Here is a 17,399-nt window from a genome sequence, read left to right on the forward strand (position 1 = left end):
TATTTATGTATCAACGTAAAATGTATTAATGTAAAAGTTCAGCATCGTGAATACTTTTTACATTAATACATTTAGAGTTTATATTTTAAAGTGTATTAATATTGTTCAGATCTTCGAAAGCCTGAGTCAATCTTTTAATATAAGTTTCTTCTCCTTTTCTTACCCAAACTCTTGGATCGTAGAATTTCTTGTTCGGTGCTTCTGCTCCATCTGGATTTCCGATTTGATGACGTAGATATTCGATTTTCTCAGTCATATAATCTCTGATTCCTTCTGTGTAACCGAATTGAAGATCTGTATCGATGTTCATTTTCACAACACCATAACCGATAGCTTCTCTTATCTCTTCCAAAGTAGAACCTGATCCACCGTGGAATACGAAATTCACTGGTTTATCTCCTGTTCCAAATTTTTGCTGAACATATTTCTGAGAATTGTCAAGAATTTTCGGAGTCAATTTTACGTTTCCTGGTTTGTAAACACCATGTACGTTTCCAAATGCTGCTGCAATGGTGAAGTTATCAGAAACTGCTTTTAGAACTTCGTAAGCGTGCGCTACTTCTTCTGGTTGTGTGTACAGTTTTGAGCTATCAACGTCAGAGTTATCAACGCCGTCTTCTTCTCCTCCAGTTACACCCAATTCGATTTCAAGGGTCATTCCCATTTTGTTCATTCTCTCAAAATATTTTGCTGAAACTTCTAGATTTTCTTCAATTGGTTCCTCAGAGAAATCCAACATATGAGAAGAGTAAAGAGATTTTCCGTTTTGTTTGTAGAACTCTTCACTTGCGTCCAAAAGACCGTCTACCCAAGGTAACAATTTTTTAGCACAGTGATCGGTGTGAAGAATTACAGTTGCACCATAAGCTTCTGCCAAAGTGTGGATATGTTTAGCTCCAGCAACAGCTCCAAGAACTGCAGCTCTTTGATTTTCATTACTCAATCCTTTTCCAGCGTTGAAGATCGATCCACCATTTGAGAACTGGATGATCACTGGCGCGTTAAGTTTCGCAGCAGTTTCCAAAGTTGCATTGATATTACTAGACCCAATTACGTTAGCTGCCGGAAGTGCAAATTGCTTCTCTTTGGCATAATCGAATATTTCTGTTACTAAAGAACCAGTGGCAACTCCTGCCGGAAATTTTCTGCTCATTTTGAATATATTTTTAAGATTTTTTTTGAACGGTAAAGTTACGAAATTATTAATAATTTAAAATTTCATTTTTACGGTCTTATGTTGCGACCAATATTTTTTATTAATTCCTTTTATCATTCCCCCAAAGCAATTTTTGGCGAATGGTCTCATAGAAACTGAATTTTTTCGGTTTGATTAGAAATAGAGAGAAATCAGCTTTTTCAATGGTTATCTCACTCCCTATCTCCATATGATAAAGACGTGAATCCAATGCCAGCGTATATTCTTCAACACGGCTTTCTACGATGAGCCTGATCTTGGCATCATCTTTTACAATGAGTGGACGAACATTCAAATTATGTGGTGCAATGGGCGTGATGACAAAATTGTCATTCGCAGGAGAAATGATAGGCCCGCCACAACTTAAAGAATAAGCCGTAGAACCCGTTGGTGTAGAAACGATCAATCCATCGCCCCAGAAAACATTGAGGAAATCGTCATTGATGTAAGATTCCACCGTGATCATCGATGTTGTTTCTTTTCGTGAAAGACTCACGTCATTCAGCGCAAACGGGAAATCAATATTATTTTCTCTGTTTGTACTGATCTTGATGACCGACCTTTCACTGATGTTGTAATTTTTTTCGAGAATGATAGAATCCAACTCGTCAAAGATCTGGTCCTTTCTGAAATTTGCCAAGAATCCTAATCGACCCGTATTGACACCGATAATTGGAATCTCCAAATCCTGGATGAAGGTCAAAGCGTTGAGTATCGTCCCATCGCCCCCAAAACTGAAAACGATATTGACGTTTTTGTCTTTAAGTTCCTCTTTGCAAGAAAACGTTTCAAATTCCTTAGAGAAATTAAGTCTTTCCGCCATTTCCGCGTGAAGCACCACAGACACATCCCTAAGTGCCAATTCGGAAATGAACTTGTTGAGATACAAAAATGTATCGAGGTCTTTTTTTTGAGAGTAGATCGCTGCCTTCATAAATTATATCTCCAAAAATTTCTGAAAAAACCCAAAACGGTCTTTCAACAGTTCTTCTTTCTCGTCGTCGTAATGTTTGGTAACCACCGTATAACCATATCTTTCGAAGGTTTCATCTATAGAGCTTAGATTTTCATTACTTATTTTAAGTGTAATTTCTATGCTGTCTTCTTTGATCGCACTGATGAACGTGCCGTAAATCTTCGCATTGTTGCTTTCAACGATCTGAGTGATCTCTGTCATCGAATAATGCAAACCTGTGGTCTGGATCGTCAGAATTGCGCCATTCTCAGAAAACAATGGATATTTTGAAAACTCGTTGAAGATGTCATCACAGGAAATGTAACCCAAATATTTCTCCTCTTTGGAAATCACTGGGATCACATTCGCATTGAAAGTATGGAAAAGCTTGATGCTGTCGAGGATACTGCTGTCCTCTATGATGGCAAAACGCTCGTAGTGAATATTGAGACTATCCAAATTCCCTTCCGGACTATCTTCCAAAAATGGCTGACTGAGTCCACCAAGGAAAACACCTTTGCTCACAATGAAAACGTGGGAATAGCCAAAGTCTTTAGCAACCTCAGAAGCTTCTTCGATAGAATCCTTTCTGCTGAATGCGGGGTAATCTTTGGAAATGTAGTCTTTTATAAACATTATGCTAATTTACAAAAAATCCTTAGCCACAAAAGATTTTAAAAATTTTTATGAAATTTTATACAAAGTATTGCTTTGTATTGAACAAAAAATATATCTTTGTCGCCTTTCATTTTTACTTTTTATTAGATTTATTTCAAACTGCAACACTTCATTGTGTCTGCAGTTTTTTTATTTTCTAATTCCAAGATGCTTTGCAAACTCCCAGATCACGATGCCTCCACAGACACTTACGTTCAAAGAATGTTTGGTTCCCAACTGCGGAATTTCCAAGAAAACATCAACATTTGGCAAAGCTTCATCACTGATCCCATCGACTTCATTTCCTAAGATCAAAGCGTACTTTTCATTAGATTTAATTTCAAAATCAGTGATCATTTGGCTGTCGGAAGTTTGTTCGATCCCAATAATATTGAAGTTTTCTTTCTTAAGATTTTCAATAGCAATATTAATATCCTGTTCATAGATCCAATCCACGCTTTCGGTCGCACCAAGCGCCGCTTTGTGAATTTCCCTGTGAGGCGGTTGAGGCGTGATCCCGCAAAGCACCACTTTCTCGATCAAGAAAGCGTCGCCAGTCCGGAAGATCGCTCCAACGTTGTGCATACTTCTCACACTATCCAGAATAATCACTAAAGGAATCTTCTGTGTGTTTTTGAAGGTTTCTACATCAATTCTTCCAAGTTCTTCGAGTTTCAGTTTCTTCGTCACAGTTTTAGGCTTTATTTATAATTAAATCAATATTTCTTTCAATATTTTGCGCAATGGATTCCATTGGAATATCATTTTCATCGTTGTTGAACGGGTCTTCTATTTCTTCCGCGATCAGCTCCAAACTCATCAGCACATAATAGACAAACATCGTGATCGGAATCATAAAGACACCCAGATTCACCACATTGGCAACCGGCAATGCCAGGACAAAGAAAACAATGAATTTTTTGATAAATGAGGAGTATGAATAAGGGATCGGCGTATTCTTGATCCTTTCGCATCCGCCACAAACATCCAAAAAACCTGATAATTGAGAATCAAGGAAAAGCATTTCTGTTTCCGAGATCTTACCTTCCTTTTTCAAATGAAATAGTTTCTTCATCAATAGGTAGATCAGTTCTGCGGGCGGATGGTGTTTTAGCTCTTTTTTCAGATCGGTAAAATCTTCATCCAAAACCAATCTTGTAGATTCCTTTGAAAGGTGAGTGGCCAAAAGATGTGGAAAGAACTTGAGATATCTTGCGATCTGGCTTTTCGTTTTTACATCTTTCTCATCGAGGATACCAGTCATCTTAATCATGAAGTTGCGGCTGTCGTTCATGAGTTTACCCCAAAGTTTCCGGCCTTCCCACCAGCGGTCGTAAGCTGTATTTGTGCGGAAAACCAAAAGCAGAGATAAGACAAAACCAAGCAGAGAATGCAACATTCCAATATGGCTAACGGTAGATTTGGAAGTGAGGTGAAGATATTCTATTTCCAGATAATACATGCCGTAAGAATAAAGACCCACCAGAAGCATTGTCGGGAAAAGAATACTCAGCGTATCAGTTTTATGCAGACTGACGAGGATCTTCAGAAAGTTTTTTGTGTTGTAAGCGCGCATACAATTGCATTTGAGCACAAAGATAATTGATATGGAATAAAAACTTGTGATCGCCCAACTATTTAGTTCAAGTTTTGAAACCGTTTCTGAAAATTATTTTTAAATTTAAGGATTGAAAAACCAAAAGATGGCTAATAAAGAACAATTCATAACCGATCTCAACTCAAAATACACTCCAAAAGGCGACCACATCATCCTGGGAAAAGGAATGCTGGACGGCGAAATCGTCACAGAAGTGAATGTTTCGATTCCTCTGAAAACCGTTAACCGACACGGCTTGATCGCGGGTGCAACAGGAACCGGAAAAACCAAAACGCTTCAGGTTTTCGTAGAGCAATTGTCTCACGCAGGAATCCCAACCTTGGTAATGGACATCAAGGGTGACCTTTCCGGAATTGCTGAATCTGGCGTTGAAAATGATAATATTAAAGAAAGATATTCAAAAACAGGTTTGCCTTATTCTCCACAGAATTTCCCGGTAGAATTGATGACCATTTCCGGCGCAAAAGGTGTAAAATTGAGAGCAACGGTTTTGGAATTCGGACCAATTTTATTGAGCAAAATTCTTGGTCTGAATGATACTCAGCAAAGCATCATGTCCATCGTTTTCAAATATTCTGATGACAAAGCCTTGCCTTTGGTTGATTTGAGTGACTTGAAAAAAGTCCTTCAATATGTGACAGATAATCCAATTGGTAAAAAGGAATTGGCTGACAATTACGGCTCAATTGCACCGGCATCTTTGGGCGCGATTCTACGTTCAATAGTTGCGATGGAACAACAAGGAGCTGCCACTTTTTTTGGCGAACCAAGTTTCGATGTTGAAGACCTTTTGCAGACGAGAGATGGAAAAGGTGTGGTGAATATCTTCCGTGTGGATGACATACAAAGCAAGCCGAATCTTTTTTCGACCTTCATTTTATCATTGTTTGCGGAAATCTACATGACTTTTCCTGAGGAAGGTGACAGCGGAAAACCAAAGTTAGTTTTGTTCATCGATGAAGCACATTTGCTTTTCAATGAAGCATCAAAAACTTTGCTTTCGCAGATTGAAACGATGGTAAAATTGATCAGATCAAAAGGGATTGGAATTTATTTCATCACGCAAATCCCTGGTGATGTTCCGGAAAATATTTTGAGTCAATTAGGCTTGAAAATCCAGCACGCCTTGAGAGGTTTCACTGGAAAGGACAAAAAGGAAATCGATAAAGCGGTTGAAAATTATCCAACGACCGAATATTATAATGCCAGCGAACTCATCCAAAATCTTGGAATTGGGGAAGCCTTCGTGACTGCTCTTAATGAGAAAGGAATTCCTACACCGTTGGTCCACACCTATTTGATCTCTCCCGAAAGTAGAATGGATATTTTGACCTCATCAGAAATTGATGATTTGACCAGAAGTTCTGACCTCGTTAGGAAATATGAGGAAAACATCGACAAAGAAAGTGCTTACGAAATCCTCAACAAAAGAATCGAAGAACATACGCAAATCGTGATTCCAACGCCAACGCGAGGCAGAACAGCCCAACCAAAAGAAGAAGTTGGAATGTTTGAACAAGTGATACAAAGTCGCGCTGGAAAAACCTTTATGACGACCCTTGCAAGAGAAGGCGCGAAGTTTATTTTGGGAATGTTTAGTATGAAGAAGAGAAGATAATACACTGCCGATGGATTATAAACTGATAGAAAAATTACAGACACTTTTGCCGCTAGGCTATTTATATCTTATCATTTTAGGAATATTGAGAGACGGCGTATTTTTCTATATGCTGGGAATTAATTTCATCAAATTTTCTTCGATTACAGATGTTTTGATGAGTCCTATTGCGGATTTAACACGTTACCCAATTTTATTAATTGCTGTTGTGGCAATCAATTATGCGCTATTTCTTTATAATAGATTTCACGTGAGGAGCAGTCACAAAAATTGGGTTCGCAGTTCTATTGTGTACAAGAAATTTTGGATTAAGAATGGAAATGCAACAGAGCAAGATTTCAAAAATCATATTAAAAATCAATTTCTAAATTCTCTTTTAGTGATGATTGCAAGTTTTTTCTTAGGCGGAGGAATTGGATTTGGAATCACCGCAAGAGACAGAATTGAAAATAATAACATGACATTCAATCATAAAATCACTTACGATCCCGGGAAATCTGCTGAAGCTTATATGATTGATTCTAACAGCGTCTATTACTTCTTTGTCGAAAAAGGACAGAAAAATATATCTATTTCTTCAACTGGTTCTATAGAGAAAGTAGAATTGATAAATAATCGTATGCTAAGATGAAATGTTGGATTACAAGAATAAAATTAACTTTGTAGAACGAAAAATGTAGATGTACTCAGTAATAGATATAGAAAGTAACGGCGCACCATTTCGGAAGGAAAGCATCATAGAGATCGCAATCTACCGATATGACGGTCACGAGATCACAGACCAATTTATCTCGCTCGTGAATCCCGAAGATGAGATCTCTTCTTTTGTTCAAAAGTTGACAGGAATCTCGTCCAAAATGGTTTTGACTGCTCCGAAATTTCACGAGATTGCAAAACGTGTGGTAGAGATCACGCAGGATTCCACCTTGGTTGGACATAACATCGATTTTGATTATCGGATGCTTCGCCAATCGTTCAAACGGCTTGGTTATGATTTCAATATCAATACTTTAGACACAATCCCATTAGCTAAAAAACTAATTCCGGAAGAGAAAAGTTATTCACTCAGTAAGCTTTGCAAATCAATCGGAATTCCTTTGACAGAAGCGCACCGAGCAAGTGGTGATGCTAGAGCGACTTTGGACCTTTTCAAATTGTTGATGATAAAGGATAAATCCAATGAAATCATCCAATCTCAACAGGAAGAAAACCACGCTAAAGGTTATCTCAACAAAATCCAACTGCTGACAGAAGACCTTCCAAACGAACGAGGAATCTTGTATTTCCAAAATTCTGACGGGAAAATCATCTATTCTGATGTTGTAGAAGATTTATATAAGTCAGCTAAAAAAATCCTTGAATCAGATTCCAGAAAATACAAGAACATTCAGGAAGATGCAGTTCTGACTTCTTATGAATTGACCGGAACCGACCTGATTGCCAAACTGATGATGAAGAATAAAGGCATCAGCAAAACGCAACCTTTACCTTTCGGATTATTTCACAGGAATAATAAATTTATTCTTGAGAAGATCAAAAAGGAGCAGGAAGAGAAACCTTATTTACGATTCAAAAGTTTTACGCAAGGTTTGAAAGCCATCAATTACATCAAATCCAAACCTGAGCTGAAAGACAATTTTGAGGAATTCACGCAGAAAATCAATCTTAAAAAAAGAAACGAAATCTGGACTTCATCCGGAAGAACTTTGGGCGAAAAGTCTTTCCTTATTTTAGAAAACGGAAAACTGACAGGTTTTGGATTTTACGATTTGTATCATCAGATCCAGTCTTTGGAGAAAATTAAAAAGCTGATGTTGCCTGTTTCAAGATTCTCTCAGGATTTGCAGAATGATTTGCAATTGTCGCTTTTGAGGAATGAGTTTGAGGTTTTGGAGTTGCCGAAAGCTTGATTTCTAAAGGATATATTATGCGTACAGTTTTCCACTTAATGTTTCTTCTAAGTTTAGCTATTAGCTGCTCAAAAGTTGAAGAAAACAAATTTAAAAAGAAGACTAGTTTTTTGCGTGATTGGAAAGTTTTAAGATATCCTTATTCAAATGCGGTTTTAACTTTATTTGAAAACAATGAATTTAAATATTCTGAAACTGGTCATACTTCTGAATTATATTCTGAAGGTTTATGGTCAATGAAAAACGATACGCTTATATTAAATTCTCTCAGACCTAATGAATGCTTATATATTGACGATTTTTCTTTAAATGAAAAAGAGACTTTCGAATCAATGAAAACCACTTTGAAAAATTGTAATCCAAAACCTAATTCTAAATTTTTCACAGAATTTAATAATTCGAAATTCATAGTAAAAACTGATTCTTTGATTTATTTGAACTTGAATAGTGAGTATAAAAAAGAATACGGGAACTATAAAATTTATTGACAACATTTTATATTGTCACGAATCCCGCAGCCCGACTTGAGTGGAAATCCTTTTTTGTGGCTGGAAAAGCGAAGGCAAAAAGATTGGGAACCCTTCGACGCCGCTCAGGATAAACTATAGGCGGATAAAGCTGCCCAAAATAAAAATCAACCCAAAAATTGCGAGATTTATAGATAAACTCTAATTTTGCGGAAAATTTTAACAACAAGCAATGCAATATTTTAAACAAAGCAAAATCGGAAAAAAGGGAGCTGTAAGGTTCTCTAAGGTTTGGAATGTATAATGAGTTGCGTGCATAAGATATCTATTGCGGCAGACTCTTTATATAAGAATCTGCCTTTTTATTTTTAAAAATCTACGATTATGACCAATCAGGACTTGCTAAGTATAGCAAAAGAATTCGGGACGCCCGTGTATGTTTATGACGTTAATTCCATCAGCGAGCAGTATAAAAAGCTGACGTCTTCTTTCTCGAAGACCACGCGTTTTTTCTATGCTGCAAAGGCTTTGACCAACATCAATATCCTGAAGTACGTAGAAAAACTGGGCGCATCTTTGGATTGCGTTTCTATCAACGAGGTAAAATTGGGTCTGAAAGCTGGTTTCTCCAACGACAGAATTCTATTCACGCCAAACTGTGTGGATTTGGCTGAGATTGAGGAAGCAATGTCTCATAAAGTTCATATCAACATCGATAACATTTCGATTCTTGAACAATTTGGGAATAAATTCGGTGGTTCTTATCCGATTTTTGTGAGAATCAATCCACACATTTATGCTGGTGGAAATCATAAAATTTCGACTGGACATATCGATTCTAAATTCGGGATTTCGATTCACCAAATGCGTCACATCGAACGTGTTATGAAGTCAACAAACCTAAATGTTGAAGGTCTTCATATGCATACAGGAAGTGAAATCAAAGACCCAGATGTTTTCCTTCAAGGCCTGGAAATTATGTTTGAATTGGCAGAGCATTTCCCAAATCTGAAATATCTGGATATGGGAAGCGGTTTCAAAGTGCCTTACCAGGACGGCGAAATCGAAACCGACGTTAAAGCGCTTGGAAAAAAAGTAGGAAACGCAATCAAAAAATACGAGGAAGAATCTGGGAAAAAATTCCAGCTTTGGTTTGAGCCAGGGAAATTCCTTGTGAGTGACAGTGGACATTTCTTAGTAAAATCGAATGTCATCAAACAAACAACTGCAACGGTTTTTGTAGGCGTAAATTCTGGTTTCAATCATTTGATCCGTCCGATGTTCTACGATTCCTATCACATTATTGAAAACTTATCCAATCCAAAAGGACCTGAAAGAATTTACACGGTTGTCGGAAACATTTGTGAAACAGACACTTTTGCTTGGGACAGAAAAATAAATGAGGTGAGAGAAGGCGATATCATCGTGTTCAGAAATGCGGGCGCTTATGGTTTTGAGATGAGTTCCAATTTCAATTCGAGACTCAAACCTGCAGAAGTGATGTTCCTGGACGGAAAAGCGCACCTCATCAGAAAAAGAGATGAGTTTGAAGATCTTTTGAAAAATCAGATCGAAGTTTTGTAATTTGTTGCTAATCAGAAACATTTTGGCATAAATTTTCTTTCATCCATTTCAAAATCAAATTCTATGAAAACATTATTACTTTCATTAAGCATATTGGTAAGTTCATTCGCTTTGGCTCAGAATAATGATGTCGAAGAATCACTGAACATCGATATCCCGATGATGGATGCGACTGTAAGTTCTGTTGGATACAGCGTGAGAGGAATTTATCAGATCAAGGATAATACTTGTGACCCTGCGAAATTCCAAAGTCTCCGGTATCCTGGCGGCTCTGATACTTACATCAAAGAGCTGAAAGAAAAGTTGCAACAGAATGTCAATTGGAATAGCTACGTTGTAAATGGCCTATTCTTCGTAAAACTGGATATTACGAAAGATGGTATGCTATCAAAACTGGAGGCTGGTCCTAAAGTTGATAAAAGCGAACCATTCCTGAATGACCTGAAAGAAGTGGCAAAAAAGGTGAATAAAACCTGGACACCAGCGAAATGCAACGGAACGCCGATTGATTCCAAAGCCATCCTGAAAATCGATTTTTCATCGATGACCTATGATAATGCATTTAACTAGATGTTAGAAATTGGACTTTAGATATTAGATTTAATTCTATATCAATACTAAAACCGCCTTTGGTTGGCGGTTTTTTTATTTCTTGGATAATTTGACGAGATATTGGTCATTCTCATCTTCATAGATCAATTCTGATTTCCAGCCTTCTTCGGAAGTGATTTTTTCTAAAGTTTTAAAATCCAGATAAAGCCAGTTGAACCAATCTGTGACTTCTTTTTGGTATTCGTACCTACAAGTTACTTCGCCGTAATATCTATCGGTTGGAAATATTTCATCTTCATACATATAATCAATATCCGAAGAATCGAAAATCAAAATCCCATTTTCATTTAGCAAAGTCTCCGCTTTTCTAAGGAATTTTCTGAATCCATCCAAATCACCACACAATCCGATCCCGTTCATCAACAGCAAAAGCGTATCGAATTTTTCATCTTTAAATTTAAAGATATCTTCACATACTACTTTTTTCAAACCTCGGTTTTTCATCACCTCACAAGCGGCGGGAGAAATTTCTAATCCAACGACATCGAAATTCTTTTTTTGAAGGATCAAAGCGTGACTTCCTGCGCCGGCACCAACATCCAAGACCTTTCCTTGACAAAGCTTCAAAGCCTTTTTCTCAAGTTTTGGCAATTGTTTTTCGGTTCGGAAATAGAGGGAAATTGGCATTTCTACCTTCGGACCAAACGTATCGTGGACATAGAGTTTTGCCCTGCTTGTTTTTTCGTGAAAATTCTTGATAGCAATTCCGGGAAGATCAATCATATTAACAGTAATTGATGCAAAGATAAAATTAATAAAAAAAAGCATCCAGATCTCTCTGAACACTTTTCTTCCTCATTCGGATCGCTAGATCTGAATCAATCACAAATATAAATTTTATTTGTTACAAATAAAATGAACCTCGGTTAAGAAATTCGCCTTCTTATTCGACTCAATGCTTGTGGTGTGATGCCCAAATACGTTGCAATGTGCTTCAGCGGCACCAGCTGGAAAAGTTCGGGATGGTCTTTCATCAATTTCAGGTACCGTTCTTCCGCAGACTCGCTCAGATAGGAGAATTCCTTATTTGATTTAGCCAAATAGATCTGCTCTACAGTCACTCGGCCAATTAGATTGCCTACTGGAGAGCTATTGTAAACCTCCTGCAGATCATTGTAATGGATCTGCCACACGACCATATCTGTGAGCGCTTCCACAGTACATCGGGAAGGCGACCTTTGCAAAAAAGAATCATAAGAAGTCAGGTATTGATGCCTAAAAACAAATCTTGTCGTAAGTTCCCTACCATCTTTTATAAAAAACAATCTCGCTGTACCTTCTTCTACAAAAGACAGATAATTATCTACTTCTCCCTTTTCTAGGATCACATCTTTTTTCTTGTATTCTTTTCGAACGTTCTTACCACTGTAGATCTTCCAGTTATCGTCTGAGATAGGAATATTATTCGCGATAAGGAATTGTTTCATAAACTCCATCCACCATTGTTTTTATTGATAGATAGAATTCAGTTCGTTCATATATTCGTAAGCCGTCAAATCGAATTTCACAGGAACGATGCTAATGAAGCCATTTGCTAAAGCCGTTTCGTCTGCATCTTCTGACTCGTCCATATTATTGAAATAGCCTGTTAACCAGTAATATTTTTTACCGTGTGGATTGGTTCTCTCGTCAAAGCTTTCTTCCCATTTTGCATTGGCCTGTTTGCAAACTTTAACGCCTTTGATCTCCTCTTTTTTAAGGTTCGGAATATTGACATTCAGCACAACACCTTTTGGCATTGGGTTTTCCAAAGTTTTCAGAATGATGTCTTTAATAAAATCCTCAGCCTGGTCAAAATCCGCTTCCCATTTCAAATCTGAAAGAGAAAATCCAATGGCAGGCAAGCCTTCTACTCCAGCTTCCACAGCGGCAGACATGGTTCCAGAATAAATGACATTAATGGAAGAATTAGAACCGTGGTTGATGCCTGAAACTACGATATCCGGTCTTCTTGGAAGGATCTTGTCCAAAGCCATTTTCACGCAATCAACAGGTGTTCCAGAGCAGGAAAAATCTTTCTGTGGACCGTCCAGATTCAATTCTTCAAAACTTAAAGTCGAGTTGATCGTGATCGCGTGCCCTTTTCCACTTTGAGGAGAATTGGGAGCGACTACTATAACGTCCCCGATCTGATTTACTATACTTATTAATTTTCTTATTCCCGGTGCTGTGATCCCATCATCATTGGTTACCAGTATCAATGGTTTATTCATAAAATTTTCTTAATATTATTTCGCTTATTGCGAGTTTCTCAAAATTATCTCAAAAATAACCAATTTATAATGAGTAAAATAAAATAAGGTGTTAAATTTGGTTTCGTTTTTGAATACCAACGTAACATTCAAAAGAAAATTTTGACTAATATAAGTACAGATTAAAATTTATGTTCAAAAAAATCAAGTTCAAGAAACTGCTGATGTTTGCGCCGCTAATGACGCTGATGTTCTGTTTCAACTCTCCACAAAATGACGATGAAAAAATGCAGACCATCATGGTAAGCGTTAAAAACACACTATCATATCTTCATTATAGCCCGAAACCAATTAACGATGCTTATTCACAAGATGTTTATGACAAATATCTTGAAGACATTGATGCTTCGAAGAGATATTTTCTTCAAGCCGACATTGATGAGTTCAAAAAGCACAATACAAAGCTGGATGATTATCTCAACAATGGTAATCTTGTTTTCTACAAGTTAACTATTGACCGCCTTTATCAGCGTGTGGATGAGATCGATAAAATGACTCAGGACATTCTTTCCAAACCGATCAGTCTGGATGAAGACGAAGAGTTGATCCTAGAGCCTAAAAAAAGAGTGAATCCTGCTGATGCCAAACAACAGCGTGAGGAATGGAAGAAGTACATCAAGTACAACATCCTTCAGGAAATGGAAACACTGACCAGCAAAGAAGAAGCTCAGAAAAAGAAGAAAGATTCTGTTGTCAACAACAAACTTCCGGATACGATCAAATATGCGCCACTTTCTATGGAAAAGAAGCGTGAAAAAGCGACCACAGAAGTTAAGGATTTGATTACCGATTCTTTCAGACGATTCAAGAAAAGAAAGAAGATGGATTGGTTCTCGGTTTACATGAATGCTTACACCGAAGTTTTTGATCCACACACCAACTATTTCTCTCCGAAAAGCAAAGAGGAATTCGATATGAATTTCACTGGAAAAGTGATTGGAATTGGTGCAATCATTCAGGAAAAAAGAGGTTATCTTTATTTGGGAGCGCTTACAATTGGTGCACCAGCCTGGAAATCTAAACAATTATCCGAAGGTGATAAGATCCTGAAAGTGAAATCAAAACCAGGTGAAGAACCCGTAAACGTTGTCGGAATGTTGTCTGACGAAGCGGTGAGACTGATCCGTGGTGAAAAAGGTACTCCTGTCACTTTGACGGTTGAGAAAAAAGACAAAACCATCAAAGAAGTGACCATGATCCGCGAAGAAGTGGCGATAGAAGATACTTTCGCAAGAAGTATTTCGGTGACTGCAAAAAATGGAAAAAAATACGGTTTCATCTACCTTCCAAGTTTCAATGTTGACTTTGAAGATCCAAAAGGCAGAAATGCTTCCGACGATATCAAAGCAGAATTGATCAAACTTAAAAAAGAAAATGTAGAAGGAATCATCTTAGACCTTAGAAGCAACGGCGGAGGTTCTTTGACTGAAGTTGGAGATATCATGGGCTTGTTTATGAATGCCGGTCCTTATGTTCAGGTAAAAGACAGCCGTGGAAAAGTTCAAGTTCTAAGCAACAAATCCAATGAACCGATCTGGACAGGTCCGCTTGTCGTAATGCAAAACGAATTGTCAGCTTCGGCTTCTGAGATTCTTGCAGGGGCTTTCCAGGATTATGGAAGAGCTGCTATTATCGGCTCACCAAGTTCTTTCGGAAAAGGAACAGTTCAGACTTTTGTAGAGCTAAACAGATTCTTGAATACGAACGACGACTTCGGATCTTTGAAACTGACCATCCAGAAATTCTATAGGATCAGCGGAGAGTCAACGCAAAGAAAAGGGGTTGAGTCTGACCTTAAAATGAAAGATTTCTTCTCATACGCAGAAGTAGGAGAACGCTTTGACCAGTTTGCATTGCCTTGGGACAAAATAGAAACCACTTCTTTCAAGAAATTGACTGGACTCAATACACCACAATTGCAGGCAGAGCTAGACAAACAGTTGGCCAACAACAGCAATTATAAGATGTTGCAGGAATCAGCAGAATGGAAAGAAGCCTTGGATAAAGAAGAGACGATCACACTGAATCAAGCGAAATTCAACGAACTGATGAAAACGCGAAAAGCACAGATCGACAAGTTCAAAGGTTTGGACAAATTCAATAACGGCTTGAAATTCATCATTCATCCGGACGAAGCGGAAAGGATTAAAAAAGATGAAGCATTTGCCAAGAAAACAGAAAACTGGAGAAAAAATCTCGAAAGAGATTTCTATCTGGAAGAAACGGTAGATGTTCTTTCGAAGATCAAATAACAAAAAAGCGTCCCGAAGTTTTCGGGACGCTTTTTTTATGTTTAATGAAATGCTTTATTATTTCAAACTCTCAAAACTACGCTTGATAAAATCTGTCAGCTCTTTTCCTTTCAAAAGGTTTTGAGACAATTTTGCAAGGTCCAAAGCTTGATTGATCATCGCACTTTTCTCTTCCGCATTATCTTTTTTCAATAATTCTCCCGCAAAGTCTGAGTTAGAATTCACCACAAGATTATACATTTCCGGGAAACCGCCCATTCCGAACATTCCGCCACCGCCAGTTGCCTGCATATCCTTCATTCTTCTGATAAATTCCGGCTGAGTCAATGTGAACGGCGCATCTGTAGAATCCAGGTCTTCCAACTGAACGGTGAATTTCTGATCATTGATAGATTCCTCGATGTTTTTCTTCAAAGATTCCTTGTCAGAATCATTCAATTTAGAAATAACAGGTTCATCTTTTTTGATCAGATTATTGATGTGGTCCGCATCTACTCTCGCAAAAGAAACATTTTCCTTAGAACCTTCCAATTTCTGGATCAAGTGTGGAACGATTGGAGAATCAAATAACAAAACTTCATAACCTTTATCTTTTGCAGACTCAATGTAGCTGTGTTGTTCATCAGCATTTGTTGCGTAAAGAATGACCGTTTTTCCATCTTTATCGGTTTGAGTCGGTTTGATCTTCTCAACCAATTCATTCCAAAGATAATATTGACCTTCCGTTGTCGGGTAAAGTGCAAATTTGTCAGATTTTTCGTAGAATTTATCTTCAGAGATCATTCCGTATTCGATCACGATCTTGATGTCATTCCATTTCTTTTCGTAGTCTTCACGATTTTCATTAAATAACGAAACCATTTTATCCGCCACTTTTTTCGTGATATAAGAAGAAATTTTCTTCACCGCGCCGTCAGCCTGCAAATAAGAACGGGAAACGTTCAGCGGAATATCCGGAGAATCGATCACACCTCTTAGCAACATCAAGAAGTCAGGAACAATTCCTTTCACCTCATCCGTCACATAAACCTGATTTTGATACAACTGAATCTTATCTTTCTCGATATTAAGGTTATTCGCCAATTTCGGGAAGAACAAAACGCCCGTCAAATTGAACGGATAATCCACGTTCAAATGGATATGGAACAACGGATCCTCAAACTGCATCGGATACAATTCTCTGTAGAAATTATTGTAATCCTCAGCTTTCAGCTCACTCGGCGCTTTTGTCCACGCCGGAGTTGGATTATTGATAATGTTATCAACCTCAATAGTTTCCGCTTTTGCATCTTCAGCAGCACCTTCCGGCAAAGGCAAAGTTTCAGTTTTCGTTCCAAATTTAATTGGAATTTGATTGAATTTATTATACTTCGTCAAAAGCTCACGGATTTTGGATTCTTCCAAAAACTCCAAAGAATCTTCCGCAATGTGAAGCACGATTTCCGTTCCTCTGTCAGATTTTTCAGTTTCCTCCAAAGTATATTCCGGACTACCATCACAGATCCAACGAACCGCTTTGCTATCTTCTTTGTAAGATTTTGTGAAGATTTCCACTTTCTCCGCCACCATAAATGCCGAGTAAAATCCAAGACCAAAATGTCCGATAATTCCCGCATCTTTAGCAGAATCCTTATATTTTTCAAGGAATTCCTCCGCGCCGGAAAACGCAACCTGGTTGATGTATTTCTCAACTTCCTCGCCTGTCATCCCAAGACCTTGATCCTTGATGGTCAGCGTTTTCGCCTCTTTATCAATTTTAACCTCGATGATCGGATTTCCATAATCCACTTTCGCTTCACCAATGACTGTCAGATGTTTCAACTTCGTCGTTGCATCCGTCGCATTGGAGATCAATTCACGAAGAAAAATCTCGTGATCACTGTAAAGAAACTTCTTGATCAGTGGAAAAATATTCTCCACCGACACATTAATACTTCCTGTTGACATATTTATATTATTTTTTGTTTTATTTAAAATTTCAATTCCCGAATCATAATCATTTATCAGTCATAATTTGGGCGACTGCCAAAAGCCAAAACTTTCCCCGCGCTATTTTGTCACCGGGCTATCCGCTACAATCTTTTGCTTTTCACGATTTGTCATCAGTTGACGCATTTCCAGGCAAAAGGATTTCCACTTCTATCCCTGTCGCAGGTTTCCACAACCAATCAACATTTCACAAAAAAAAGACCATCTACCAATTAATGACAAATTGTCGCTTGGTAAAAACCACAAAGACACAAAGATTTCACAAAGCACACAATTCTTATTTCTAATCT

16 protein-coding genes are annotated in these 17,399 nt (G+C 37.8%); 7 read left to right on the top strand and 9 right to left on the bottom strand.

Going from position 1 to position 17,399, the window contains the following annotated elements:
- Positions 1 to 85: 85 nt before the first annotated feature.
- The 5 genes from fbaA to AXA65_RS08340 form a co-directional block, all read right to left on the bottom strand.
- Complete coding sequence (gene fbaA, locus AXA65_RS08320; protein ID WP_063969658.1) at positions 86 to 1,153, bottom strand: class II fructose-bisphosphate aldolase; 1,068 nt, start codon at positions 1,151 to 1,153, stop codon at positions 86 to 88.
- A gap of 103 nt (positions 1,154 to 1,256) precedes the next feature.
- Entirely contained in the window at positions 1,257 to 2,129 is an 873-nt protein-coding gene (locus AXA65_RS08325; RefSeq protein WP_063969659.1) for an NAD kinase, read from the bottom strand.
- Positions 2,130 to 2,132: 3 nt separating this feature from the next.
- On the bottom strand, positions 2,133 to 2,786 hold the full coding sequence (locus tag AXA65_RS08330; protein ID WP_063969660.1) for a CBS domain-containing protein: 654 nt from the start codon (positions 2,784 to 2,786) through the stop codon (positions 2,133 to 2,135).
- A gap of 171 nt (positions 2,787 to 2,957) precedes the next feature.
- A complete protein-coding gene (locus tag AXA65_RS08335; RefSeq protein ID WP_063969661.1) occupies positions 2,958 to 3,497 on the bottom strand; it encodes an RNA methyltransferase in 540 nt (179 codons plus the stop codon).
- A 4-nt stretch (positions 3,498 to 3,501) separates the two neighbouring features.
- Positions 3,502 to 4,383: a bestrophin family protein gene (locus AXA65_RS08340; RefSeq protein ID WP_063969662.1), complete on the bottom strand. Its 882-nt coding sequence runs from the start codon at positions 4,381 to 4,383 to the stop codon at positions 3,502 to 3,504.
- Between the two features lie 127 nt (positions 4,384 to 4,510).
- Between AXA65_RS08340 and AXA65_RS08345 the strand changes: the two genes are divergently transcribed.
- The 6 genes from AXA65_RS08345 (at position 4,511) to AXA65_RS08370 (ending at position 10,574) form a co-directional block, all read left to right on the top strand.
- Entirely contained in the window at positions 4,511 to 6,043 is a 1,533-nt protein-coding gene (locus AXA65_RS08345; protein ID WP_063969663.1) for a helicase HerA-like domain-containing protein, read from the top strand.
- Between the two features lie 10 nt (positions 6,044 to 6,053).
- Positions 6,054 to 6,674, top strand: a complete 621-nt coding sequence (locus tag AXA65_RS08350; protein WP_063969664.1) for a hypothetical protein — start codon at positions 6,054 to 6,056, stop codon at positions 6,672 to 6,674.
- 49 nt (positions 6,675 to 6,723) lie between these two features.
- Positions 6,724 to 7,953 (top strand): PolC-type DNA polymerase III, encoded by a 1,230-nt coding sequence (locus AXA65_RS08355; protein WP_063969665.1) that lies wholly within the window; start codon positions 6,724 to 6,726, stop codon positions 7,951 to 7,953.
- A gap of 17 nt (positions 7,954 to 7,970) precedes the next feature.
- Positions 7,971 to 8,441 (top strand): hypothetical protein, encoded by a 471-nt coding sequence (locus AXA65_RS08360; RefSeq protein WP_131797792.1) that lies wholly within the window; start codon positions 7,971 to 7,973, stop codon positions 8,439 to 8,441.
- 363 nt (positions 8,442 to 8,804) lie between these two features.
- The gene (lysA, locus tag AXA65_RS08365; protein WP_185114319.1) at positions 8,805 to 10,004 is read left to right on the top strand and encodes a diaminopimelate decarboxylase; all 1,200 of its coding nucleotides are present in this window, start codon (positions 8,805 to 8,807) and stop codon (positions 10,002 to 10,004) included.
- A gap of 63 nt (positions 10,005 to 10,067) precedes the next feature.
- The gene (locus AXA65_RS08370; RefSeq protein ID WP_063969668.1) at positions 10,068 to 10,574 is read left to right on the top strand and encodes a hypothetical protein; all 507 of its coding nucleotides are present in this window, start codon (positions 10,068 to 10,070) and stop codon (positions 10,572 to 10,574) included.
- Between the two features lie 75 nt (positions 10,575 to 10,649).
- Here AXA65_RS08370 and AXA65_RS08375 read toward each other — a convergent pair whose 3' ends face one another.
- From AXA65_RS08375 to surE, 3 genes are all read right to left on the bottom strand, one after another.
- On the bottom strand, positions 10,650 to 11,339 hold the full coding sequence (locus AXA65_RS08375; RefSeq protein ID WP_063969669.1) for a class I SAM-dependent methyltransferase: 690 nt from the start codon (positions 11,337 to 11,339) through the stop codon (positions 10,650 to 10,652).
- 143 nt (positions 11,340 to 11,482) lie between these two features.
- The gene (locus AXA65_RS08380; RefSeq protein ID WP_063969670.1) at positions 11,483 to 12,052 is read right to left on the bottom strand and encodes a Crp/Fnr family transcriptional regulator; all 570 of its coding nucleotides are present in this window, start codon (positions 12,050 to 12,052) and stop codon (positions 11,483 to 11,485) included.
- A gap of 12 nt (positions 12,053 to 12,064) precedes the next feature.
- Positions 12,065 to 12,829: a 5'/3'-nucleotidase SurE gene (gene surE / locus AXA65_RS08385; RefSeq protein ID WP_063969671.1), complete on the bottom strand. Its 765-nt coding sequence runs from the start codon at positions 12,827 to 12,829 to the stop codon at positions 12,065 to 12,067.
- 170 nt (positions 12,830 to 12,999) lie between these two features.
- On the opposite strand from surE, the gene AXA65_RS08390 reads away from it, so the two are divergent.
- Positions 13,000 to 15,120: a carboxy terminal-processing peptidase gene (locus AXA65_RS08390; RefSeq protein ID WP_063969672.1), complete on the top strand. Its 2,121-nt coding sequence runs from the start codon at positions 13,000 to 13,002 to the stop codon at positions 15,118 to 15,120.
- Positions 15,121 to 15,177: 57 nt separating this feature from the next.
- Here the strand turns inward: AXA65_RS08390 and htpG are convergent, their stop codons facing one another.
- Entirely contained in the window at positions 15,178 to 17,067 is a 1,890-nt protein-coding gene (htpG, locus tag AXA65_RS08395) for a molecular chaperone HtpG (protein ID WP_063969673.1), read from the bottom strand.
- Between the last annotated feature and the right edge of the window lie 332 nt (positions 17,068 to 17,399).

The organism is Chryseobacterium sp. FP211-J200, assembly GCF_001643375.1.
In the GTDB taxonomy this organism is placed as follows: Bacteria; Bacteroidota; Bacteroidia; order Flavobacteriales; family Weeksellaceae; genus Epilithonimonas; species Epilithonimonas ginsengisoli.